21 protein-coding genes are annotated in these 23,185 nt (G+C 66.2%); 16 read left to right on the forward strand and 5 right to left on the reverse strand.

Translation table 11 applies throughout. The features are described from left to right. Positions 1–90: 90 nt before the first annotated feature. Positions 91–2,514 carry a ribonucleoside-diphosphate reductase subunit alpha gene (locus V3G39_02765; GenBank protein ID XAS76977.1) on the forward strand — a complete coding sequence of 808 codons (2,424 nt, stop codon included), beginning with the start codon at positions 91–93 and terminating at the stop codon, positions 2,512–2,514. Positions 2,515–2,561: 47 nt separating this feature from the next. After that, a complete protein-coding gene (locus V3G39_02770; protein ID XAS76978.1) occupies positions 2,562–3,620 on the forward strand; it encodes a ribonucleotide-diphosphate reductase subunit beta in 1,059 nt (352 codons plus the stop codon). A gap of 35 nt (positions 3,621–3,655) precedes the next feature. Here the strand turns inward: V3G39_02770 and V3G39_02775 are convergent, their stop codons facing one another. Continuing rightward, the gene (locus V3G39_02775; GenBank protein ID XAS76979.1) at positions 3,656–3,979 is read right to left on the reverse strand and encodes an Lsr2 family protein; all 324 of its coding nucleotides are present in this window, start codon (positions 3,977–3,979) and stop codon (positions 3,656–3,658) included. A 149-nt stretch (positions 3,980–4,128) separates the two neighbouring features. Between V3G39_02775 and V3G39_02780 the strand changes: the two genes are divergently transcribed. Together V3G39_02780 and V3G39_02785 are read left to right on the forward strand one after the other, a co-directional pair. Beyond that, positions 4,129–5,505, forward strand: coding sequence for an FAD-dependent oxidoreductase (locus V3G39_02780; protein ID XAS76980.1), 1,377 nt, complete (start codon positions 4,129–4,131; stop codon positions 5,503–5,505). Positions 5,506–5,564: 59 nt separating this feature from the next. Beyond that, positions 5,565–6,191: a GNAT family acetyltransferase gene (locus V3G39_02785; GenBank protein XAS76981.1), complete on the forward strand. Its 627-nt coding sequence runs from the start codon at positions 5,565–5,567 to the stop codon at positions 6,189–6,191. Between the two features lie 54 nt (positions 6,192–6,245). Here the strand turns inward: V3G39_02785 and V3G39_02790 are convergent, their stop codons facing one another. The 3 genes from V3G39_02790 to V3G39_02800 form a co-directional block, all read right to left on the reverse strand. After that, complete coding sequence (locus V3G39_02790) at positions 6,246–6,815, reverse strand: dienelactone hydrolase family protein (GenBank protein ID XAS76982.1); 570 nt, start codon at positions 6,813–6,815, stop codon at positions 6,246–6,248. Between the two features lie 108 nt (positions 6,816–6,923). Continuing rightward, complete coding sequence (locus tag V3G39_02795; GenBank protein XAS76983.1) at positions 6,924–8,897, reverse strand: S53 family peptidase; 1,974 nt, start codon at positions 8,895–8,897, stop codon at positions 6,924–6,926. Positions 8,898–9,108: 211 nt separating this feature from the next. Further along, the gene (locus V3G39_02800) at positions 9,109–10,131 is read right to left on the reverse strand and encodes an ATP-dependent 6-phosphofructokinase (GenBank protein XAS76984.1); all 1,023 of its coding nucleotides are present in this window, start codon (positions 10,129–10,131) and stop codon (positions 9,109–9,111) included. 218 nt (positions 10,132–10,349) lie between these two features. Between V3G39_02800 and V3G39_02805 the strand changes: the two genes are divergently transcribed. From V3G39_02805 to V3G39_02815, 3 genes are all read left to right on the forward strand, one after another. Continuing rightward, positions 10,350–11,171 carry an alpha/beta hydrolase gene (locus V3G39_02805; protein XAS76985.1) on the forward strand — a complete coding sequence of 274 codons (822 nt, stop codon included), beginning with the start codon at positions 10,350–10,352 and terminating at the stop codon, positions 11,169–11,171. Positions 11,172–11,219: 48 nt separating this feature from the next. Further along, positions 11,220–12,617: a glucose-6-phosphate dehydrogenase gene (locus tag V3G39_02810; GenBank protein ID XAS76986.1), complete on the forward strand. Its 1,398-nt coding sequence runs from the start codon at positions 11,220–11,222 to the stop codon at positions 12,615–12,617. A gap of 97 nt (positions 12,618–12,714) precedes the next feature. Continuing rightward, the gene (locus V3G39_02815; protein XAS76987.1) at positions 12,715–13,401 is read left to right on the forward strand and encodes an alpha/beta fold hydrolase; all 687 of its coding nucleotides are present in this window, start codon (positions 12,715–12,717) and stop codon (positions 13,399–13,401) included. Between the two features lie 69 nt (positions 13,402–13,470). Here the strand turns inward: V3G39_02815 and V3G39_02820 are convergent, their stop codons facing one another. Then, a complete protein-coding gene (locus V3G39_02820; GenBank protein ID XAS76988.1) occupies positions 13,471–14,622 on the reverse strand; it encodes a geranylgeranyl reductase family protein in 1,152 nt (383 codons plus the stop codon). Positions 14,623–14,748: 126 nt separating this feature from the next. Between V3G39_02820 and V3G39_02825 the strand changes: the two genes are divergently transcribed. The 9 genes from V3G39_02825 (at position 14,749) to V3G39_02865 (ending at position 23,142) form a co-directional block, all read left to right on the forward strand. Continuing rightward, positions 14,749–16,257, forward strand: coding sequence for an NAD(P)/FAD-dependent oxidoreductase (locus V3G39_02825; GenBank protein XAS78165.1), 1,509 nt, complete (start codon positions 14,749–14,751; stop codon positions 16,255–16,257). Position 16,258: 1 nt separating this feature from the next. Then, complete coding sequence (locus V3G39_02830) at positions 16,259–17,524, forward strand: glycosyltransferase family 4 protein (protein ID XAS76989.1); 1,266 nt, start codon at positions 16,259–16,261, stop codon at positions 17,522–17,524. Further along, complete coding sequence (locus V3G39_02835; protein XAS76990.1) at positions 17,521–18,231, forward strand: class I SAM-dependent methyltransferase; 711 nt, start codon at positions 17,521–17,523, stop codon at positions 18,229–18,231. Before V3G39_02830 ends, V3G39_02835 begins: the two co-directional genes overlap by 4 nt. Beyond that, on the forward strand, positions 18,228–19,367 hold the full coding sequence (locus V3G39_02840) for a prenyltransferase (GenBank protein XAS76991.1): 1,140 nt from the start codon (positions 18,228–18,230) through the stop codon (positions 19,365–19,367). Before V3G39_02835 ends, V3G39_02840 begins: the two co-directional genes overlap by 4 nt. Further along, positions 19,367–19,978, forward strand: coding sequence for a class I SAM-dependent methyltransferase (locus V3G39_02845; GenBank protein ID XAS76992.1), 612 nt, complete (start codon positions 19,367–19,369; stop codon positions 19,976–19,978). Before V3G39_02840 ends, V3G39_02845 begins: the two co-directional genes overlap by 1 nt. Continuing rightward, the gene (locus tag V3G39_02850; GenBank protein XAS76993.1) at positions 19,947–20,444 is read left to right on the forward strand and encodes a DUF2599 domain-containing protein; all 498 of its coding nucleotides are present in this window, start codon (positions 19,947–19,949) and stop codon (positions 20,442–20,444) included. Before V3G39_02845 ends, V3G39_02850 begins: the two co-directional genes overlap by 32 nt. A 314-nt stretch (positions 20,445–20,758) precedes the next feature. Next, positions 20,759–21,388: a hypothetical protein gene (locus V3G39_02855; GenBank protein ID XAS76994.1), complete on the forward strand. Its 630-nt coding sequence runs from the start codon at positions 20,759–20,761 to the stop codon at positions 21,386–21,388. A 33-nt stretch (positions 21,389–21,421) separates the two neighbouring features. After that, entirely contained in the window at positions 21,422–22,513 is a 1,092-nt protein-coding gene (locus V3G39_02860) for a CoA transferase (protein ID XAS76995.1), read from the forward strand. Positions 22,514–22,587: 74 nt separating this feature from the next. After that, on the forward strand, positions 22,588–23,142 hold the full coding sequence (locus V3G39_02865) for a DJ-1/PfpI/YhbO family deglycase/protease (protein ID XAS76996.1): 555 nt from the start codon (positions 22,588–22,590) through the stop codon (positions 23,140–23,142). Positions 23,143–23,185: the final 43 nt, after the last annotated feature.

The raw sequence follows: 23,185 nt of genomic DNA on the forward strand, positions 1-23,185 counted from the left end.
CCGGCGGGCGTTGGGCCTGCCGTGTCAGCGGCGATCCCTGCGACCCCGTGCCACCCGCGTTGCCGAGCAGGTTCGCGAGGGAGTGAACGGATGTCGATCAACGAGGTAGTCGAGCAGGACGTCGACCGGGCAGCAACGGATGGGGTGATCCAGCCCCCCAGACGGCACACCATGGCTGTCAAGAAGCGCAACGGCGATACCGAGTCGGTTGACGTGAACAAGATCGTCCGCGCCGTCGAGCGGTGGAGCGAGGATCTGGAGGACGTCGATCCGCTGCGGGTCGCCACCAAGACGATCAGCGGGTTGTACGACGGCGCCACTACCGCCGAGCTGGACCGGCTCTCGATCCAGACTGCCGCCGAGATGATCAGCGAAGAGCCGCAGTACTCCCGCCTCGCCGGGCGACTGCTCGCTGCGTATGTCGACAAGGAGGTCCGGGGCCAGGGCATCGCCTCCTTCAGCCAGTCGGTCGCGCTCGGTCATGCCGAGGGTCTGATCGGTGCGGAAACCGCCGACTTCGTGGCGCGCAATGCCCGCAAACTGGACTTCGCGATCGACGAGAGCGCGGACCGACGCTTTGAGTATTTCGGGCTACGGACCGTAGCCGACCGGTATCTGCTGCGGCATCCCTCGCGCCGCTTCGTCATCGAGACCCCGCAGTACTTCCTGCTGCGCGTCGCGTGTGGATTGTCGCGGACACCGGCCGAGGCCATCGAGTTCTACCGGCTGATGAGCTCGCTGACCTATCTGCCCAGCTCACCCACGCTCTTCAACTCCGGCACCCGACACACTCAGATGTCCTCGTGTTATCTGGTCGACTCCCCGCGCGATGAGCTCGGATCGATCTACGAGCGTTACGCCCAGGTCGCACAACTGTCGAAATTCGCCGGCGGCATCGGCATTGCCTTCTCGCGAGTCCGTAGTCGTGGCGCGCTGATTCGTGGCACCAACGGCCAATCCAACGGCATCGTTCCCTGGCTGCGGGTGCTGGACAGCTCGGTCGCCGCCGTCAACCAGGGTGGGCGGCGCAAGGGCGCCGCCTGCGTCTACCTGGAGCCGTGGCACCCGGATGTCGAGGAGTTCCTGGAGCTACGCGAGAACACCGGTGAGGACGCCCGGCGTACCCATAACCTCAACCTTGCGAACTGGATCCCCGACGAGTTCATGCGCCGCGTCGAGGCCGACGCGATGTGGTCGCTGATCGACCCACACGAGGTGCCGGAGCTACCCGACCTCTGGGGCGACGCCTTCGATACGGCCTACCGGCAGGCTGAGACCGATGGCCGGTTCGTGCGCCAGATCAAGGCACGCGACCTCTACTCGAAGATGATGCGCTCCCTCGCGCAGACCGGTCAGGGTTGGATCACCTTCAAGGACGCGTCCAACGCGAAGGCCAACCAGACCGCCGACCCGAAGAACGTCGTGCATCTGTCCAACCTGTGCACCGAGATCATCGAGGTCTCCTCCGATGACGAGACCGCGGTATGCAACCTCGGGTCGATCAACCTCGCCCAGCACCTGCTCGGCGACGGCATCGACTGGGCCAAGCTGCGGCGCACCGTGCGGACTGCTGTGCCGTTCCTGGACCGGGTCATCGACATCAACTACTACCCGTCAGCACAGGCCGCGAATTCCAACCCGAAGTGGCGCCCGATCGGCCTCGGCGTGATGGGCCTGCAGGACGTGTTCTTCGCGCTGAAACTGCCGTTCGACTCACCGATGGCGATGGAGCTGTCGACCCTCATCGCGGAAGAGATCTACCTGACTGCGCTCGAGACCTCGGCGCAGCTGGCGCAGGAACACGGCGCGCACCCGGCGTTCGCCTCGACACGGGCCGCGGATGGCGATCTGCAGCCCGACCTGTGGGGCGTCACCCCGACGCAGACGCAGCGGTGGGACGCGCTCCGCGCGCAGATCAGGGAGACCGGATTACGTAACTCGCTGCTGATCGCCATCGCTCCGACGGCGACGATCGCCTCGATCGCCGGGTGTTACGAGTGCATCGAGCCGCAGGTGTCCAATCTCTTCAAGCGCGAGACGCTGTCGGGGGAGTTCCTGCAGATCAATGCCGCGCTGGTGCGGGAGCTGAAGGCCCGCGACCTCTGGACGGCGCAGGTCCGGTCGGCGATCAAGGCGGCCGACGGGTCGGTGCAGGGCATCACAGCGCTGCCTGCAGAGGTGCGCGAGCTCTACCGCACGTCGTGGGAGCTGCCGCAGCGGGCGCTGATCGACATGGCTGCCGCCCGGTCTCCGTACATCGACCAGAGTCAGTCGCTGAACCTCTTTCTGATGTCGCCGACCATCGGCAAGCTCAGCTCGATGTATCTGCACGCCTGGAAGTCCGGGTTGAAGACGACCTACTACTTGCGCTCACGCCCGGCGACCCGCATCCAGCAGGCGACCGTCGCGATCGAGTCGAAGATCGCCGCTGCTCCGAGCGTGCCGGCCAGCACCGACGAGGAGGCGCTCGCGTGCTCGTTGGAGAACCCCGACTCGTGCGACGCCTGCCAGTGATCACCACTTTCACCCTTTTCCCACTTCTGCAAGGAGCTGAACCGATCATGACCACGAGTACCGACACCACCACTCAGACGACACCCACCCCGACGCAGCAGGCCAGAAAGGCGCTGCTCGATCCGGGCATGGACCTCACACTGCGCCCGATGCGTTACCCACACTTCTACGACCGGTTCCGCGACGCGATCAAGAACACCTGGACCGTCGAGGAGGTCGACCTGCACTCGGACCTGAAGGATCTGGCCAGGCTCTCACCGGCCGAGCAGCACCTGGTCAGCCGGTTGGTGGCGTTCTTCGCGACCGGTGACACGATCGTTTCGAACAACCTGGTGCTGAACCTCTACCAGCACGTGAACTCCCCCGAGGGCAGGCTCTACCTCTCGCGGCAGCTGTATGAAGAGGCCGTCCATGTGCAGTTCTACCTGACGCTGCTCGACACCTACGTGCCCGACGAGGCGCAGCGTGCCGAGGCGTTCGATGCAGTGGACAAGATCCCGTCGATCAAGCGCAAGGCGGACTTCTGCTTCAAGTGGATCGACTCGATCTACGAGATGCGGGAGTTGAAGACCCAGCAGGACCGGCGCGAGTTTCTGCTCAACGTCATCTGCTTCGCGGCCTGCATCGAGGGGTTGTTCTTCTACGGCGCGTTCGCTTACGTGTACTTCCTTCGCTCGCGCGGCCTGCTGAACGGCCTGGCCAGCGGCACGAACTGGGTATTCCGTGACGAGTCGATGCACATGGCGTTCGCGTACGACGTCGTCGAGACCGTTCGCGCTGAGGAGCCGGACCTGTTCGACGACGCGATGGTTCAACAGGTACGGGACATGCTGTCCGAGGCAGTGGAGTGCGAGGTGCAGTTCGCCGATGACCTGCTGGAGCAGGGTGTCTCCGGGATGTCACCGACCGACATGCGCAGCTACCTCGAACACGTCGCGGACCGGCGGCTGGCCCAGCTGGGGATCGAGCCGATCTACGGCTCGGCCAACCCGTTCGCCTTCATGGAGTTGCAGGACGTACAGGAACTGTCGAACTTCTTCGAGCGACGCGTGTCGGCCTACCAGGTGGGCGTGTCCGGTGAGGTCGGTTTCGACGAGGAGTTCTGAGTCGGCGTCCTCCACGTCATTCAGGTCGGTGCGGTTCAGTTACCGGCCGTGTGGAACTGATCGACCACGTCCTGGGGGATGCGCCCTTTCGATGGAAAGGTGATCCCTCGGGCCGTGGCCCACGCACGCACCGCACGCGGATCGGCCGCTACTTGCACCTGACGAGGAGCCGCGCGCGGTGCGGTTCCGGCCGGTCGGGCAATCGCCAACCAGGGCTGCAGCGAGGTGCGCAGCGCATTGGCGTGGGCATTCGACACATCGATCTCGTAGTGCTCGCCGTCCAGGCCGAACACGATGGTTTCGTCGCCGGGGCCGCCATCGAGGTCGTCCGTCAGTATCGTCACGACGCGTTCTGCCATGCGGTGATCATCGCAGGCCGGCGCGGCGCCCGGCGCCGAGTCTCGGTCACCACCTGGGCCATGTGAGCTGGGTCCTTGGTGGACGACTTGCCGGTCCTGGTTTCTGAGCGCACCGTGCACCGCGTGTCGGGACTGCGAGGATGAGGCGTATGACGATCAACGGTTCGGTGTCGCACTGGTGGACCGACCTGGGTGGTGCTCCGGCGCCGCGGCCGGTCCTGCCCGGGCCACGGGAGGTGGACGTCGCCATCGTCGGCGCCGGATACACCGGACTGTGGGCCGCCTACTACCTCAAAATACTCCGGCCGACTCTGGAGGTCGTTGTCATCGAGCGGGAGTTCGCGGGCTTCGGAGCCTCCGGGCGCAATGGTGGGTGGCTCACTGCGGCGTTGCCCGGCTCGCGGGCCGTGCTGGCCAAGCGGCCCACCGGGCGGCAGGGCGTCATCGATTTCGAAGCCGAGCTGCGTGGGCAGGTCGATGAGGTCATCGCCGTGTGCGCGGAGCACGGGATCGACGCGGACATCGTCAAGAGCGGCGAGCTGACGGTCGCCACGAGCGACGTCCAACGAGCGCGGTTGCGAGCGGGATACGACGCCGATATCGGCTGGGAGGTCCCCGATGCAGAGTGGTTGGACGCGGCCGCCGCCGGGCAGCGGATCGCGGTTGCGGGTCTTCGAGCTGCGACGTGGACACCGCACTGTGCCCGCATCCACCCGGCCAAATTGATTCAGGGTCTCGCGAAAGCTGTCGAGCAGCTGGGTGTCTCGATCTTCGAAGACACCAGCGTGACATCGATCGAACCGCACGTCGTCAACACCGACCGTGGCACCGTGCGCGCCGAACACGTGCTGCGCTGCACCGAGGGATTCACGGCCAGTCTGCCGGGGGAACGGCGCACCTGGTTGCCGATGAATTCTTCGATGATCGCCACGGACCCGATCCCCCCGCTCATCTGGGAGCAGATCGGGTGGCAGGGCGCCGAGGTGCTCGGCGACGAGGCGCACGCCTATATCTACGCCCAGCGCACCGCCGATGACCGGATCGCGATCGGTGGACGCGGCGTTCCCTACCGCTACGGCTCCAAGACCGACAACGACGGCACGACCCACGAAGCGACAGTCAGCCAACTGTCCACCGCACTGCATCGACTGCTGCCACCGACCAGGGGCGTGCCGATCGCGCACGCCTGGTCCGGGGTGCTCGGCGTGCCGCGGGACTGGTCGGCCACGGTGTCCTACGACGCGGGCACCGGCCTGGGGTACAGCGGTGGGTACGTCGGTCACGGAGTGACAGCGGCCTCGCTGGGTGGGCGCACCCTGGCCGAGCTCGTCACGGGCGAGAGGACTGAGCGCACCCGGCTGCCATGGGTCAACCGCACCGTGCAGCGCTGGGAACCGGAGCCGTTGCGTTGGATAGGGGTCCGCAGTCTCTATGTGGCATACCACCAGGCTGACAAGCGGGAACTCGCCACCGGGAAGTCCTCTGCCATCGCCAAGGCCGCAGATCTGATCTCCCGCAAACCGTGACGTCGGCACCAGGCGAAGGAGCGGGGCTCCGGAGCACGCACCGCAGTAGCCTCGAGAGCGTGCAGGTGAAGACGACGACATTGCGGATGACCCAACGACCGGCGAACTCGCCCCGCGCTCTGCCGGACGGTGCACGCATAGACCGGATCGATACACCGACACCGGAGTTCATCCGATGGCTCTACGCAGCAGTCGGCGGCCCGTGGCGTTGGACCGATCGCCTCTCATGGACACGTGAACAATGGGCGCGGGACCTGGCCCGGCCAGGCACTGAGGCGCATGTGCTGTATGTCGGCGGCGCACCGGCCGGATACGTGCAGCTGGACGCTGTGCCCATCTCTGCATCCGAACCCGAAGTCCTACCGGGGGCACGATCCGGGGGAGCCAGTGCCGCGATGTTCAGTCGCACCGAAGTCGTCTACTTCGGTCTGATGGAGCACGTCATCGGGCGCGGTCTCGGTGGCGTACTGCTGCACCACGGTATCGAAATGGCCTGGAGTCTGGGTGGGCGATGTGACCTTCCCCCAACCGCTGAGGTGTGGCTGCACACCTGCGATCTGGACGGCCCGCATGCACTCGCCAATTACCAGGCACGCGGCTTCGAGATCACCGGGGAGTCCAGCGGGCAGCAGGACTACCCCCGCGAGCCACTCGGAGCATGGGCCTCCACCGGTGGTCCGATCTGAAACGACACTCGACGTGCCGTCCGGGAACTGTCCTACCGGACGTACAACGATCGATCAGACCGGCGCACGATCCAACAGCTCGAGGATGTGCTGTGCCGACGCATCCCGCGCACGGCGGTCACCATCCGGACTGTCCAGATCGGTGAAGAGGTGGCCCCGCCCCGCCACGACGATGTCCTGGAACGATGCCCCGGACGCCCGGACCGCGGCGCCCAGCGTCTGCACGTCCGCCTCGTCGATGAACGGGTCCGTCTCATAGCGGTGCAGCTGTACGGGTTGGCCGGACCACCCCCCGCGCGGCGCCGCGACCGAGTGCATCAGGACTACGGCACGTGCCTTCGGTCGGTCCCCCGCCAACCGTTGCGCGAACGCGGCACCCAGGGAGAAGCCCGCAAGCACAGCGTTGTCCGGCGCCTGGCTCAGGCCGACTCGGACTCTGGCGAACAGCTCGCGGGCACCTACCTCGTCCCGGTGCGCCAGTCCCTGCGCGGAGTCTTCGAAGACGATGCCGTGGTAGAAGTCCGGCGTATACACGGTGTGCCCACCCGCGCGAAGCAGGTCGGCGAACTGCGTCACGGCCGGGCGCAGACCGAGGGCGGAGTGCAGCAGCAGGATGTCGCTCATCGTCCCACTTTGTCACTGTGCGGGCGGCGCTCGGCAACGGCGCCAGGACATGAGTCAGGCGGGACCCCCCCGAGGGATCCCGCCTGACGTCGATCAATCGGTGCTGGGTTACTTCCTCAAGGCCGTGAGGAACGCACTGGTTGAGGTGGGCACTCCGAATCCGGTGAGGTTGTCGTACCCGCGGTCAGAAGTCAGGCTCTGATCCTGCAGGTTCTGGCTGTTCACCGACACGGTCGTCAGCGCTGTGAAGGGCACGCCCGCCTTGTTCACGAAGGTTGCCTTCACCTCGAAGCCGTACTTCAGTTGATTACCGGCGATGTCCTTCAGCCCGGCGTGGCCCTTGGCGTAGATCAGCGGGTTCAGGAAGCCGACCCGTTTGCCGGCCAGCGCGATGGTGCCGGCCGTCCAGGGTGAAGACCAGCTCGTGCCGCCGATCTTGCTCAGTCCGAAGTTGCCGGAGTTGGCCTCTTCGTCGTGGTACCCGATCAGGTAACCGGTGTACGGGTCGGCCGCGCCTGCGAGGTCGGGGTAGGCCCGGTGCGGGTCGACGCCGGCGAAGCGGGTCGGTACGACACCCTTCTGGTAGTAGGGCTGCGGGTGATAGTTGCTGACGCCGCCACCGCCGCCGTACCGGTAGGTCCACGAGCCCCAGGTGTCCTTGTTCAGGACGCTGCGGTCAGTGTTCCAGGCCTGCTCCCAGCCGACCTTGGAGCCGGACACGTTGGTGGTGCCGAGCGAGGTGCCGCCGACTGCGGTGACCCAGGGGTTGGCTGCGGGGTAGTCCGGGGAGGGCGGGGTCTTCTTCTGATTGCCTTTGCTGTTGTCGCCGGAGTCACCGGATGAGAAGAGCACCGGGATGCCCTGCGCCGCGGCCTGGATGAAGACGGCGCTGTACGCGTCGTTGGTTGCGGCGTCGTCGGTCTCGCCGCCACCCCATGAGTTGGTGATGACGTCGACCTTGTTGCCGTCGACCAGTGCGTGCAGGGCCGTGATCAATCCGGCATCGGTCGGCGCGGACGCCGAGGAGTAGACGATCTTGGCGTCGGGGGCCGCGCCGTGGATCGACTGGACGTCGAGGGCCTGTTCGGCGTTGACGCCGCCGGAGTCCTTGTTGTCGCAGTACTCGGGGTCGTACCCGCCGGCCGGTGGGAGCACCTGGTACTGGCTGGCCTTCAGCTTCGCGAAGCCCAGATCCTTGGCCCACGTATTGGTGTCGTTGAAGATCCGCGGGTCGTTGCACCAGAGCGTGATGCCGACCTTCATGCCCTTACCAGTCTTCTGCGTCGCGTCGATGCCACGGGCCGCACGCATCTGCTGCGGGGTGTAGCCACACATCGCGCCGGGCAGTTTCTTGGCCAGTGGTGCTTTGGCCTTGACGATGTAGGGCAACGTGTACTGCCCGTAATACTGCGAGCAGGCGTCACTGACGGCCGAGGTGGCCGCTTTTCGCGACGACGTGAGACCAAGTGCCTTCATGCTCGTGGTGCTCTTGGCACGCACCTCATCCGTGCGCACGTTTGTGGTGTGCAGTACGCGGGAGTGGTCCAGCCCGACGACACCCGCAACGAGGTTGCCGATGCTCGCAGGAACGGTCAACGCGGTCGCGGGCGCGGTGAATTGACGCGCGCCGGAGCGGTAGGAGTGGATCGTGGTGGCGAAAGCCTTCTGGATTGCGGCAGTCGAGCCGCGCACCTCGATGTAGCTGCGCGTCGGCGAGACCTTTCCCGGGGTCAGGCCCTGGCTGACCAGCCATGCCTTGACCTGGGCGACGTCCTTCGTGCTGGCTGCGAAGCGGCCGGTGAACTGCGCCGGGGTCAGGAATTTGCGGTAGGACGCGCCGCTGGGGTTGGACACTGCCTCGGCGAAGGCCTGCATGCCGGCCGCGTCGCGGGGCCGCAGCGTCACCATGAAGGAGGTCGCAGCGCTGGCGCTGGGCGCGCCGACCAGAACGCCCGGTTGCGTGACCGCATTGGCCACGACTTTACGGGTGGAGTTGTGAGTTGCTGCAGATGCGGGGAGCACGCTGCTGGCGGTGCCTACGGCAAGCGCGACAGCGCCGACCAAGGTGAGTGCCTTCTTCAATGGAGTGACCTTCCGGAAGGGGCTCTCGGGTCGGGGTGTGACCCGAAGGAGCCGAACGGATTCACTGTCCTGCCGGGCAGGCGTCATCGCAATGAGCAGGCTCGGATACTGACAAGAGTTTTACCGGCCGCAGGCCCAACGCAGGCAATGGAGGCTCTGCTGCCTCTCGAACGGGAGAAATTGGCGCTGCTGATCGCGAGACCCGCTGGAATCAACCGAAAAGGATCGCCGCCTCGTCCCATCGGGCTCGTGGCACCGTCTTCAAAACGGTTGTTGCAGCGTGCAGGTCGACGTTGACGATGGATTCCCCGGACAGCGACACCATCGAGCCCCAGCGTTTCTGGATGACCGCGTCGATGGCTGCCGTACCGAAGCGGGTCGCAAGCACCCGGTCGTAGGCGGTGGGTACGCCGCCACGCTGCAGGTGACCCAGGCGCGCGGTGCGGGTCTCGATACCGGTCTGGTCCTCGATCATCGGAGCGAGCGTCTCGCCGATGCCGCCCAGCCGCGGTCGACCGAACGCATCCAGTCCGCGTGGGGCGGTCGCCTGCTCTTCCCCCGCTGGGATGAAGCCCTCAGCCACCACGACCACCGGGGCGCGACCGCGGTCCCGGGCGCTGCGCACCCATCCGCAGATCTGCTCCAACGTCACCGGGAACTCCGGAACTAGCACCGCGTGAGCTCCGGACGCCAGGCCCGCGTGCAGCGCGATCCACCCCACGTGCCGCCCCATGACCTCCACCACCATGCAGCGGTGGTGCGACTCGGCAGTGGTGCGCAGCCGGTCGATCGACTCGGTGGCAATCGCTACTGCTGTGTCGAATCCGAAGGTGTAGTCGGTCGCCGACAGGTCGTTGTCGATTGTCTTGGGCACCCCGACCACGGGTACGCCGTCGTCGGAGAGTCGCCGCGCGGCGGTGAGCGTGCCCTCACCGCCGATGGCAATGAGCGCGTCCATCGAATGCCGGGCCATCACCTCTTTGACGCGCTCGGAACCGCCGTGCTCGAACGGATTGGTCCGAGAGGTACCCAGGATCGTGCCGCCCTGCTTGGCCAGTCCGCGTACGTCATGGCGGGGCAAGGTGATGATGTCGTCCTCCATCAGTCCCCGCCAACCGTCGCGAACCCCGAGGAACTGCTCCTGGTAGATCCGGTCGCCTTTGATGACGGCCCCACGGATCACCGCATTGAGGCCGGGGCAGTCGCCGCCACTGGTCAGGATTCCGATGGTCACGGATCTGGTTGCTTTCTGTCGATCAGACGTCAGGCGCGGTCGCCCGAGGACGATGTACGCCCGATGTGAAGCGCCCATGATGCCGGATTACGGAAGGTCCGGAGCCGGTGAAACCCATTCCGAGACAAGTTACCCCGGGGTAGGGTCGATGGATCTTCGCCATCAGTCCCGACAAAGTCGCCACAGTGTCGCCAACCGAACCACCACAAGGAGCAACCGTGCCCAGCAGCATTGCCTATTCACGTGTCGGGTCCGGCGAGCCGATCGTCCTGATCCACGGCATCGGACACCGCCGCGAGGCGTGGGCCAGCGTGCCGCAGTTACTGGCCCCGCACTACGACGTCATCGCGATCGACCTGCCCGGCCATGGGCTGTCGCCGGTGCCCAGCAAACCCGGCAGTTACACGATGACCAGCTACGCGGAGCAGGTAGAAGAGCTGATCGCCGACCTGGGGCTGCAACGGCCGCACGTGGCAGGCAATTCGCTCGGCGGCGTCCTCGCCCTGGAGTTGGCGGCGCGAGGTAGCGTGCGTAGTTGCGCGGCGTTCTCCCCGGCCGGCTTCTGGTCCAAACCGGAGCTGGCCCTGCTCGGGGCCAATCTGGTCCTGCTCAAAGTCTCCGCCCACTCCCCGCGCGCCGTGGTTGAAAAGGTGTGCGGCAACCTCACGCTGCGCTCACTGCTGATGCGCTCGCTCTATATGCACCCCGAGAACCTCTCGACGCAGCAGGCGGTCGGCGACTCGATCAATCTGCGCCGCTCGAAAGGTTTCTGGCCATGTTTCGGCAGAGGAATCCTGTTGTCCTACAAGCAGGTCCCTGTGGTGGCGACCACCATTGCCTGGGGCGAACACGATCGACTGCTGCTGCCCAGCCAGGCTCGCCGCGCGGCCGTTGCGCTGCCGGATGCCACGCACGTGCCGTTGCCGGACTGCGGGCATGTGCCGATGGTCGACCACCCGGAGCTGGTGTGCGAGGTCATCGCAGCGGTGACCGCGCGCGCCGAACCGGTGCATGAGATGGTCACTGACGCCGTCTCCTGACCGGTCTTTCATGCCTTGATAGTCAGGGCGGCATGTAATGCTGCACATATGGCGAATTCGGACGGTCCTGTCACTCTGCTCATCCTCGGTGCGAGCGGTGATCTGACCCGTCGGCTGCTGCTGCCGGGGCTGGGCAGCCTGCTGCACATCGAACCCGACCGCCGTGTCGAGTTGTTCGGCGTCGGACGCTCGGGACTGAATGACAAAGAGTGGCAAAAACGCATTCGCGAGGCGTTCCAGGAGACTGACGTCACCAAGAAGCGGACCGAGGAGATCGTCAAACACGCCCGCTGGCTGACCGCCGACGCGACGACGGGTGACCACCTCAAATGGGTGCTCGAGCAGTGCTCAGGTGGCCCGGTCGTCATCTACTTCGCACTTCCGCCGGCCGTCACGATCAAAATTTGCGCCTTGTTGGAGACGTTGGACACGCCGGCCGATCTGCGCCTGGCACTGGAGAAGCCGTTCGGGGAGGACGAGAAGAGCGCTCACGAATTGAACCTGCAACTGCAACGGGTCGTGCCCGAGCACCAGATCTTCCGCATCGACCACTTCATGGGCACCGCCACCGTGCTGAACCTCATCGGTCTTCGCTTCGCGAACCGCATCATGGAGCCCATCTGGAACCACCACCACATCGAGCGGGTCGAGATCCTCTACGACGAAGCGCTGGCGCTGGAGGGCCGGGCCGGTTACTACGACACGGCCGGTGCGTTGCGCGACATGCTGCAGAGCCACCTCCTGCAGGTGATGGCGATCTTCGCGATGGAGCCGATTGCTCAGATCAACTCCCAGGAGTTGTCCGACCTGAAGGCCCAGGTACTGCGCTCGACACACTTGTGGCAGAACTCTCCGAAGCGGTCGAGCAGGCGGGCTCGATACACCGCCGGCATCGTGAACGAGAAGAAGATCCCGTCCTATGTCGACGAGGACGGTGTCGACCCGTCGAACATGACCGAGACCCTCGCTCAACTCAAGCTGGAAGTGCGCACCTCCCGTTGGGCCGGGGTGCCCATCACCTTGCGCAGCGGCAAGGCACTGGGCGAGGCACGCAAGGAGATCGTCTGCTACTTCCGGCCCGTCGGGCATGTGCCCGAGGGCTTCGGTGGTGACGCCACCCCGGACCGGCTGATCATCAGACTCAAACCCGGTGCCGTGTCCCTGGAGCTGACGATGAACGCCGAGGGCGACCCGTTGTCGTTGGAGCGCAAGGAGCTGACCGCCGAGCTGGGTGCCGGGCGGATGACGGCCTACGGCGAGGTCCTGCGCGAGACGTTGGACGGCAGTCCGCTGCTGTCGCTGCGGAACGATGTGGCCGAGCTGGGCTGGCGCGTCGTGGACCCGGTCCTGGCGGCCTGGGCCAGGAACGACGTACCGCTGGAGGAGTACGCAGCGGGCACCGCCGGCCCCGAAGGTTGGCTGCCGGCGAGCTCCGTCGTGCACTGACCCCCGAGTGGCATAAGAAACCCTCGACCGGCGTAGGAACAACTACGCCGGTCGAGGTGTTTCCCTGCCACTGGGGAGTTCGTGAGGAAGGTATTTCGTGCAATTGGAACCGCATCTGATCGATGTTGACGTGCCGGCCGACCAATCGAAGGTGAGCGGCGTCGTGATCGTGCTGCACGGCGGGGCAGGTCGGCGGGGTGAGCGGGCGGTCAGTCCGAACCAGCTGTCGGTCCTGCGGATGATTCCGATCGCCCACCGGGTCGCCCGTGCGGACGGGGAGCGGTTGGCAGTGTTCCGGCTCCTCAACACGCGCCGCGGCTGGGACACCGAGCACACCCCGACGCAGGACGTGGACTGGGCGATGAATCAGGTACGCGAGCGCCTGGGCGGTCAGCTGCCCACCTGCCTGATCGGGCATTCACTCGGAGGTCGGGCGGCGTTGCTGTCCGCGGGTGCGGATGGGATCCGCAGCGTGGTGGCGTTGGCGCCGTGGGTCTACCCCGATGATGCGCACGAAGTGGACGCGACCGGCCGACGGGTCCTGTTCGTGCACGGCGACGGCGACCGGATCGCCAAACGCGCGAGCGCACAGACGGTAGCGGCGACCATGGCGCGGACCGCCGCCGACGTCCGGTTCGTGACGGTGGCCGGCGGAAAGCATGCAATGTTGCGGCACGGGCGACGGTTCGAGCAGCTGGCCGCTGAATTCGCCGTGACGACATTGCTCGGCGAGCGCCTCGAGGCTCCCCGCGTTTGCGTCGCCGGCGACTCAGAATTGGGCTAAAAGCCCTTTCCAGGCGCCGTTTGCGTCGCTGGCGACCACAACGCGAAAGCGCTGCGGGAGCCGGCGGGTTCAGCGGGCGATTGCCTGCAGGCCCCAACGGATCGGACGACGTTCCAACTCGCGCGCCAGAGTGGTCTCGCCGCTCGTCAACCGTTCGAATTCACCCCAGCCTCGTCGGGTACGCGCAACGACCTGGTGCATGATCGCCGGGCTCCGTTCGAAGGCACGCAGCGCGAGACGCCCCGCAGCCATCTCCGGGACCAGGTCGACGCCCACCGCGTGGTCGTACGCCGTCCGGACACCGAGCGGGTCGTTGAGGTTTCTGCCGACCGCAGACCCGGCGAGCTTGCCGGACCGTACTGCGTAGGAGATACCTTCGCGGGTCCAGGGCTCGAGCAGTCCGGCGGCGTCCCCGGCGACCAGCACCCGACCCCGCGACAACGGGGAACCCGCGGCGCGCGTCCGGGTGAGGTGCCCGGAGGACCGCAGCTCGCGTAGTGACGACAACCCCAGCTCATGGATGAATCGCGCCAGGTATGCGCGGGTGGCAGCAGCGTGGCCACGTGACTGAATGACGCCGACTGTCAAAGTGTCACCTTTGGGGAAAACCCACCCGTAGGTGCCGGGATCGGTGCCCCAGTCGAGGTGAACCCGTGATTCCCATCGAGCTGACTGCGCTCCTGTCTCCAGTTCCACCTCGAGGCCGAGGTCGACAGTGTCCGCGGTGACGCCGACGTGCCGGGCTATCCGACTCGCGGATCCGTCGGCGCCGATCACGTAGCTCGCGGTCAGCGGCCCTTCGGAGGTGGTCAGGGTGACCGTTCCGGTGTCGCTGTGCGCGTCGGGACCGGAGGGCTGCTCGATACCGGTGACCGTGACGCCCTGCTGCACGTGCGCACCGGCCTTCTTCGCACTGTCCACCAGCGCGGCGTCGAACTCGGCCCGGTTGACCAGTGCGATCAGTCGGCGGTCGCTGTGCCGGTCCGTCCAGCGCCCGCCGGCGAGGGTCACGGTGGCGCGGTGGATGTCGGCGCGGGAGGGCACCTGGAAACCGGCCGGCAGGTTGGCCAGCGTCGGCCCGATGAGCCCGCCCCCGCAGGTCTTGTAGCGGGGGAACTTGGCCCGGTCCAGCAGCAGCACGTCGGCTCCTGCGGTGGCAGCTGCATGGGCGGCACTCGAACCGGCGGGCCCGGCGCCCACCACGATGAGGTCATATGGCATGGGATCAGTCTGCCGGGCGTTCGAGTGGCTGCGCGCATCCGGTCACGGCGGGGACGCCGTGAATTGCGGACCCCTTCGCACAAGGGCGGATCGGTTAGGGTTACTCGAGGGTAATCAGCAGCTGTGGTGGAGGGTTTTATGCATGATCTGTCGGATCACTACGACGTCATCGTCGTCGGCGCAGGGCTGTCCGGCATCGACGCGGCCTACCGGCTGCAGACGATGTGCCCGGACAAGGACTACGCGATCCTGGAGGCACGCAGCAATCTCGGCGGCACCTGGGATCTGTTCAAATATCCTGGCGTGCGGTCTGATTCGGACATGTACACACTCGGCTTCCCCTTCGAGCCATGGACCAGCGACAAGTCCATCGCCGATGCCGCCGACATCCTGGGCTATCTGAAGTCCACGGCCGCGAAATACGGCATCGACCAGCGCATCAGTTACGACAGCAAGTTGCTGGCCGCCGACTGGACGAGCGCCGATGCGCGCTGGACGCTGACCGTGGGCACACCGACCGGCGACCGGACGGTGACGGCGAATTTTGTCTACCTCTGCTCCGGTTACTACGACTACGCGCAGGGTTACACGCCCGAGTTCGCCGGTCGCGAAGACTTCACCGGGCAGGTCGTACATCCGCAGTTCTGGCCCGAAGACCTGGACGTCGATGGCAAGAACGTCGTGGTGATCGGCTCCGGGGCGACCGCGGTCACGCTGGTGCCCGCTCTCGTCGAGCGCGGAGCACGGCCCACGATGCTGCAGCGCTCGCCGTCCTACGTCGTCAGTCAACCGGAGATAGACACCGCGGCCGCGAAACTACGCAAGCGACTGCCCAGCCAACGTGCGCACGACATCGTGCGATGGAAGTACGTGTTGGCGACGCAGGGTTTCTACCAATTCGCCCGGCGGATGCCGAAAACTGCAAAAATGTTGCTGCGCAAGGGAACCGAGGCCGAACTGAAAGGTAGCGGCGTAGCGATCGAGCACTTCATGCCGCGCTACAACCCGTGGGATGAGCGGCTGTGTGTCGTGCCCGGCGGCGATCTCTTCAGGGCGCTGCGCAGGCAGCAGGCCGAGATCGTCACCGACACCATCGACCGCTTCGTACCCGAGGGTGTGCGGACCTCGGACGGGCGGGTGCTGCCGGCCGACATCATCGTCACCGCGACCGGCCTCAATATGCTCGCCGGCGGCGGCGCCACACTGCGCGTCGACGGTGAGCCGGTGCAGTTGGGCAACCGCTATATCTACCGGGGGATGATGCTGGAGGGTGTCCCGAATGCGGCAATGTGCATCGGGTACACCAACGCGTCGTGGACGCTGCGCGCCGACCTGTCATCGCAGTACTTCTGCAGGTTCGTCAACCACCTTGACGCGACCGGCGCGGCGTACGGCTACCCGACCGCGCACGAGAGGATGCGTAGCAAACCTGCCATCGACCTGCAGTCCGGCTATGTGCAGCGCTCGATCAAGGACTTCCCGCGTCAGGGCGATCGGATGCCGTGGTTCCTGCGGCAGAACTACGTGCGGGACAACCGCGACATCAAACGCGCCGACATCACGCAGGACATGACGTTCGTGGCAGCGGGCGCGGTGCAGACGCCGAACGACGATCTGCACGTCGGCGTGGCGTGACGTGCGCGTTGCGCTGTCGTCCTACCGCTCCAAACCCCACTCGGGTGGGCAGGGCGTCTACGTCCGCAACCTCTCGCGGGAGCTCGTAGCGCGCGGCCACCAGGTGCAGGTGTTCAGCGGGCCGCCCTACCCGGAGCTGGATCCCGGCGTCGGGCTGACCCGCGTGCAGAGCCTCGACCTCTACCGCCACCCGGATCGCTTCCACCACCCGAAATGGTCTGAATTGCACTCCGATGTGGACGTATTGGAGTACCTCACGATGTGTACGAGCGGCTTCCCCGAGCCGCGCACCTTCGGCGTCCGGTTGGAACGACTGCTGCGGCACCGGGTCGACGAATTCGACATCCTGCACGACAACCAGACACTCGCGCCGGGCATCCTGCGGCTGGAACGGTGCGGGCTGCCGCTGCTCACCACGATCCACCACCCGATCAGCCGTGACCGGCGTTTGGAGTTGGAGGCTGCGCAGGGATGGCAGCGGCTCACCAAACGCCGCTGGTACGGCTTTGTCTCGATGCAGGCGCGTGTCGCGCGGCGGAGCGCCCACCTGCTGACCGTCTCGCAGAACTCTGCGATAGACATCGAGCAGGACTTCAAAGTCTCGCCGGACCGGATGAGCGTGGTTCCCGTCGGTGTCGACATACAGACATACCGGCCGCCGACCCTGCCGCGGGTGCCCGGTCGGATCGTTACCATCGCCAGCGCAGATGTGCCGCTGAAGGGGCTGGACGTGCTGATCCGGGCGCTCACCGCGATGCCCGCGAGCGCGTGGAGCGAGCTGTACGTCGTGGGTCGTGCCTCGGATCGCACGGGCAAAGCCCTTGCTGAGGCGGGGCTGCTGGACAAGGTGGCGTTCGTGCACGACCTCAGCGCCGCAGACCTCGCCGCGCTGATCGGCTCGGCGCAGGTCCACGCGATCCCCTCTCTCTACGAGGGGTTCTCACTCCCTGCCGTCGAGGCGATGGCCTGCGGTACGCCGATCGTCGCCTCCCGCGTAGGGGCGCTGCCGGAGCTGGTCGCCACCGATGCCGGGTTGCTGGTGCCGCCGGGAGACGCCATGGCGTTGGGTCATGCGCTGACCGAGGTTCTGGCCGACCCGGCCCGGCGCGCGATGATGGGTGAGGCCGGTCGTGCGCGCGCGTGTTCGACCTACAGCTGGCGGGCTGTCGCGCAGGCGACCGAGCGCGTGTACGAGCGGGTGGTCGCCGATCGACGTGCGGTGACTGAGGCGACAGCGGTAGGCGCGGCGAAGGAGAATGCAGCGTGATCACGATCAGGTTCGACGCGTTCGACGTGCAGGCGGGGATGAGTTTCATCGATGTCGGTTGCGGTCAGGGCCGGCACTCCTACGAGGCCTACCGGCGCGGTGCGCACGTCACGGCGTTCGACCTGTCCGAGTCCGACCTCGCCGACGTGAAGTCGATGTTCGGTGCGATGGAGCTGGAGGGTGAGGGCGGCGAAGGTGGCACTGCTGAGGTGCGACACGGCGATGTGACGGAGATGCCCTACGCCGACGGTACCTTCGACCGGGTACTGGCTTCGGAGATCCTGGAGCACATCCCGAACGTGGATGAGGCGATCGCTGAGATCGCCCGCATCACGAAACCCGGTGGGCTGGTCGCGGTGACCGTACCGCGTAACTGGCCCGAGCAGATCTGTTGGAAGCTCTCCGATGAGTACCACGAGGTCGAAGGCGGCCACGTGCGGATCTTCAAGGCTTCTGACCTGGTGGCCAGGCTGACTGCGGCCGGCCTGGAACCGATCGGCCAGCACCACGCGCACGCGCTGCATTCGCCCTACTGGTGGATCAAATGCGCGTCCGGCACCGAGAATGAGAACGTGCTTACCCGTAGCTACCACCGGATGCTCGTCTGGGACATGATGTCGGCGCCGAAGGTGACCCGGCTCGCGGAACGGGCGCTGAACCCGGTGCTCGGCAAGAGCTTCGTGGTCTATCTGCGTAAGCCGGTATGACGGGGCAGCCGCTCGCGGTACCCGGCATACTGAGTGCTGAACAGATAGCTCACACAGGTCGATTCATCGCATCTCAGCAGTCGGCCGATGGTGCGATCCCATGGTTCACCGGCAGTCATCTGGACCCGTGGGACCACGTCGAGTCGGCGATGGGACTGTCGGTGTCCGGGCATCATGGCGCGGCGCTCGCTGCCTACGACTACCTGGCCCGCGCGCAACGGCGCGACGGTTCGTGGCCGATGGTGACACGCGGTGCCCACGTCGAGGACGCCGCAGCCGACACCAACCAGTGTCTGTACATTGCGACGGGGGTGTGGCACCACTACCTGGTGACCGGGGATGCCGACGTGGTGGCTCGCTACTGGCCGACCATCGAGCGCGCAGTGGGGTTCGCCTCAGGCGCCGTGCTCGGTTCAGGCGCCCTCGCGTGGGCGGTGTCTGCCGTCGGGCAGGTGCAGGATTTTGCGCTGGTCACCGGTAATGCGAGCGCTGCCCAGTCACTGGAATGCGCGGTATCGATCGCCGAACGCCTTGGTCACGACCGGCCCGCCTGGCGCGCATTGAGCGAAGGAATACATGACGCGCTGAGGGTGCTACCGACGGCGTTCGCCGACCGAGACCGTTTCTCGATGGACTGGTACTACCCGATCCTCTGCGGGAGTATCCGTGGCGATGCGGGGCGGGCCCGGATGGATGCTTCCTGGGACCGCTTCGTGTGGCCCGAGCGTGGGTGCCGGTGCGTCGAGGATCAGCCGTGGATCACCGCTGCCGAGACCGCCGAGCTGGTGGCCGCCCTCGATGCGTTGGGCGAGTATGACCGGGCAGCAACCATGTTTGCCGATATTCAGTTCCTGCGTGATGAGGAGTCCGGCGGCTACTGGACGGGCCGGAACATCCCGCAGGGTGTGCACTACCCGGTGGAGCAGACAAGCTGGTCCGCGGCCGCCGTACTATTCGCCGCCGATGCACTGACCCAGACCACGGGTGGCGCCGATCTCTTTCGCGACGCGAACTCTGCCCGCCCTTCATCGGCTGCCCGCTCTGCATCAAAAGGTGGCGAAAACGTCGACGGTTTGGCCTATAGCTCCACCATTCGACCGTTTGCCCACCCTTCGATGGAGGGGGAGGTGCGCTGATGGCGATTCCCGCGGAGGCCGCTCAGCGGGTGGCGCAGATCACCGGTTTCATGCCGACCGACGAGGGCGAGGCGTTGTACGACGTCGCGTGCGCTGCCGGCGCGGGCACCTGGTTGGAGATCGGTACCTACTGCGGCAAGTCGACCTATCTGCTCGGTAACGCGGCCCGGGTTGCGGGGGCTCGCCTGGTCACTGTCGACCACCACCACGGCTCGGAGGAGAACCAGCCCGGGTGGGAGTGGCACGACACCTCGATGGTCGACGCGGTCAGTGGTCGGCTGGACACGTTTCCGTACTTTCGACCGGTGCTCGACGAGTTGGACGATGTGTGTTCGGCAGTGGTCGCGCAGACCGAGGTCGTCGCCCGCTGGTGGTCGACCCCGATCGAGTTGCTGTTCCTGGACGGCAACCACACCGAGCAGACCGCGCAGCACGACTACCGGGCCTTCGCGCCGCATGTCACGCACGGCGGACTACTGCTCGTGCACGACGTCTTCCCCGATCCGGCCGACGGCGGACAGGCGCCCTGGCACGTCGTGCAGGCGGCACTCGCGGATGGTTTCGAACAGGTGGCGCAGCATGGCTCGCTCCGCGTACTACGTCGTCCCTAGCGCTCTCTTGATCGCGGGCGCCCTTGTCGTTACCGGATGCTCGCAAGGTCGTAGTGCTGCACCGGCGTCGACTGCCGGGTCCCCAGGTGCTGCCTCCAGCAGTGTCCCGCCCAGTTCCAATACGCACCGCCCCTCCCCGTCGGGTGTAGTTCTGACCCCCACCCCGGCGTATATCGAGCGCGTTCGATGGGTGCCAGGCGACCGAGGCCGCAGCCTGCACGTGGTGCCCACGGCTACGGGCCGGTCCACCAGGATCGGCGGCGCGATGGCCCGTGCGTGGCGCCAGGTGGTGCAACGGGCCCCGGCAGCGAACACGCCCACGATGAAGGCGCAGTTCGACTGTCATTGGGAACTTGCCCGGCTCGCCGCCCCGAACAAACCGTCCTGGAACTTGGAGACCTGGCGACCGGTGGTAAGCGCACAGCGCATGTTCGACACCCGCTGCAACCCCGGCGGCCCCGAATAGCCGGACCGGTGCCGCGTGGTCCCAGCCCTTCAGGCATGCGTATCGGCGCGGAGGAGAAGCGCGATCCCAATGCGCATCGGGGCCGTCATTGCCGGACATCTCCTCCCTGCTCATACATCTCCCCTGGACGGGGCCGAGGTCGGGACGCCTGGATGGTCCGCCTCGCCCGCTGAGCGTTGCAGCTGAACTGATGCTGATTCGTGATCTCCGGCGCCCAACCACAGCAATTCGTAGAGCGTCTCAATGAATGTCACGGAGGCTTCGCTCCACGGAGTCGGTCTTCCTGCCATTCATCGCATACCAAGGGGAGAGTCATGAAGAAGTTGAGCAAGATCATCTGCACGGTCGGGGTCGCCACCGCATCGGTCGGGGGTGCAGCAGGGATCAGCAGCGCGCACGCGGCGACACCGGCCGTGAACCAGTACGTGCACGGGAGCACCGCGATCGCGAGGTTCGACACCTACGCTGCATGCGCGCCGCACGCCGCGTGGATGAAGTCCCTGGTGAAGGAGAACGCGGTGTCCCACCACGCCATGCTCAAGCCCGGAGAACCAGCCAACGCGCGGGCTGCCTACCGCACCATGTGCTACCCGACTGCCACCGGGCAGTGGAGCTACTACGTGTTCTACACGGCGACGGCTCCGCTCGTAAAGGGTGACGCGCACGTCGCAACCTGGTTGCCCGGTGACCACGTGAACTACTTCCAGCACCACATCTGGCATGCGGGCACGCAGTGGTCCAAGGCTGCGTGCAACGGCGCGTTGAACTCGATGGTCAAGAAGACCATCGCGGGCGCGGACATCAGGCTGACCTCAGCCCCGTCCTCGTGCACCTACGAGAACGGGTGGACCTACACGGTCGACTACCTCGGCACTTCGACCAGCTCCGGGTTGTACGGCGACAAGTTCTCGTCGCAGTGGGCCGTGTGGGACATCCTCTACTGAGCTACCTCATCGGGCACGACTAGCGTCGGGCACATGACGGGTGCTCTGGACGGACTGCTGATCGCCGACTTCGGCCGGGTGCTGGCCGGTCCGTACGCCACGATGATGCTGGCTGATCTGGGTGCCGAGGTCGTCAAGATCGAACGACCCGGCACCGGTGACGACACCAGATCCTGGGGTCCGCCGTTCGACGATCGGGGGATCGCGACGTACTACCTCAGCGTCAACCGCAACAAGCGAAGCGAGGCCCTGGATCTGCGCGATACCGACGATCGAGCCCGCGCTGTGGATCTCGCAGCGCGGGCCGACGTGGTGGTCGAGAATTTCCTGCCGGGCGCGTTGGATCGCCTGGGCCTGGGGTACGACGCCGTGCGCGCGCTCAACCCGGACGTGATCTATTGCAGCATCACCGGATTCGGCCAGGACAGCGCTCTGCCGGGGTATGACCTGGTCGTGCAGGGCGTCGGCGGATTGATGTCGATGACCGGGCCGGCGCCCGGTCAGCCCATCCGCGCCGGCGTAGCCGTGGTCGACGTGTTGACCGGTCTGCACGCGGCCGTCGGGATCCTCGCCGCGCTTCGGCATCGCGACGCCACGGGTGAGGGTCAGCGCGTCGAGGTCGACCTGATGTCATGCCTGCTCTCCAGCTTGGTCAACCAGTCCAGCGGTTACCTGCTCGGGGGTTCGATCCCGCAGGCGATGGGCAACAAGCATCCGTCGCTGGTGCCGTACGAAGTCTTCGCGGCGCGCGACAAGCCGCTTGTCATCGCCTGCGGCAACGACCGTCAATTTCGTTCACTGGTAAGGGTGCTCGGTGTGCCGGAGCTTGCCGACGATGCGCGGTACCGCACCAACACCGCCCGCGTGGAGCATCGCGAGGTGTTGGTGCCCTTGCTGAATAAGCTTCTCCGGAGCGCCGACGCACACGACTGGGCGCACCGGATGTCAGCCGTCGGGGTACCGGCCGGTCCGGTCAACAACCTGGCCGAAGCGTTCGAGTACGCCGTGGGCCAGGGCCTGAAGCCCATCGCGGACTGTGACGGTCAGCGCCAGGTCGCGAACCCGATCCGGATGTCCGTGACGCCGCCGACCTACCGGACCGCACCCCCGGCTCTCGGAGAATAAGGACCCGCACGCTTGAGCGCGGACCGGAGCGGGTAAGTAACGGGAAAATCCCTATCCGAAGAGGTCCGTCAGTTATGCCTGGAATTGAATCCAAGAAGATCCTCGTCATCGTCACCAACTACGGCATCGAGCAGGACGAGCTCGTCGTGCCGGTGCAGAAGCTGAAGGAGGCGGGCGCGCAGGTGACTGTCGCCGCCGTCGACAACGACACGGTCAGGACCCTGGTCGGCGACAAGGACCCCGGCCAGGACGTCACTCCCGATATCGCGCTGGCCCACGCGGACGCCGCCGACTACGACGCGCTGTTGGTCCCGGGCGGCACCATCAACGCCGACACACTGCGCACCGAGGACGACGCGACCGCTCTGGTCACCGCCTTCGCGGACGCGGGCAAACTCGTTGCCGCGATCTGTCACGGGCCGTGGGTGCTGGTCGAGGCCGACGTACTCAAGGGCAAAACGCTCACGTCCTACGAGTCGGTCGCGACCGACATCCGCAATGCCGGCGCCACCTGGGTCGATCAGGGCGTGCAGGTATGCCCATGCAACGGCTGGACGCTGATCACCTCACGCACGCCGGATGACCTCGACGAATTCGTCCCCGCCATCGTGGACGCCTTAGGTCGTTGAACTCGGATTCAGTAACGATCTGACAACGACGCTTCCTCGTGTC

The organism is Dermatophilaceae bacterium Sec6.4, from assembly GCA_039636865.1.
GTDB lineage: Bacteria > Actinomycetota > Actinomycetes > Actinomycetales > Dermatophilaceae > Allobranchiibius.

What these genes read in the sequence shown, in the direction of transcription:
- V3G39_02860 (XAS76995.1), top strand. Translation starts at nt 21,422, where the DNA reads ATGACGGGTGCTCTGGACGGACTGCTGATCGCCGACTTCGGCCGGGTG.
- V3G39_02820 (XAS76988.1), bottom strand. Translation starts at nt 14,622, where the DNA reads ATGCCATATGACCTCATCGTGGTGGGCGCCGGGCCCGCCGGTTCGAGT.
- V3G39_02810 (XAS76986.1), top strand. Translation starts at nt 11,220, where the DNA reads ATGGCGAATTCGGACGGTCCTGTCACTCTGCTCATCCTCGGTGCGAGC.
- V3G39_02790 (XAS76982.1), bottom strand. Translation starts at nt 6,815, where the DNA reads ATGAGCGACATCCTGCTGCTGCACTCCGCCCTCGGTCTGCGCCCGGCC.
- V3G39_02840 (XAS76991.1), top strand. Translation starts at nt 18,228, where the DNA reads ATGACGGGGCAGCCGCTCGCGGTACCCGGCATACTGAGTGCTGAACAG.
- V3G39_02850 (XAS76993.1), top strand. Translation starts at nt 19,947, where the DNA reads ATGGCTCGCTCCGCGTACTACGTCGTCCCTAGCGCTCTCTTGATCGCG.
- V3G39_02845 (XAS76992.1), top strand. Translation starts at nt 19,367, where the DNA reads ATGGCGATTCCCGCGGAGGCCGCTCAGCGGGTGGCGCAGATCACCGGT.
- V3G39_02780 (XAS76980.1), top strand. Translation starts at nt 4,129, where the DNA reads ATGACGATCAACGGTTCGGTGTCGCACTGGTGGACCGACCTGGGTGGT.
- V3G39_02765 (XAS76977.1), top strand. Translation starts at nt 91, where the DNA reads ATGTCGATCAACGAGGTAGTCGAGCAGGACGTCGACCGGGCAGCAACG.
- V3G39_02775 (XAS76979.1), bottom strand. Translation starts at nt 3,979, where the DNA reads ATGGCAGAACGCGTCGTGACGATACTGACGGACGACCTCGATGGCGGC.
- V3G39_02855 (XAS76994.1), top strand. Translation starts at nt 20,759, where the DNA reads ATGAAGAAGTTGAGCAAGATCATCTGCACGGTCGGGGTCGCCACCGCA.
- V3G39_02770 (XAS76978.1), top strand. Translation starts at nt 2,562, where the DNA reads ATGACCACGAGTACCGACACCACCACTCAGACGACACCCACCCCGACG.
- V3G39_02865 (XAS76996.1), top strand. Translation starts at nt 22,588, where the DNA reads ATGCCTGGAATTGAATCCAAGAAGATCCTCGTCATCGTCACCAACTAC.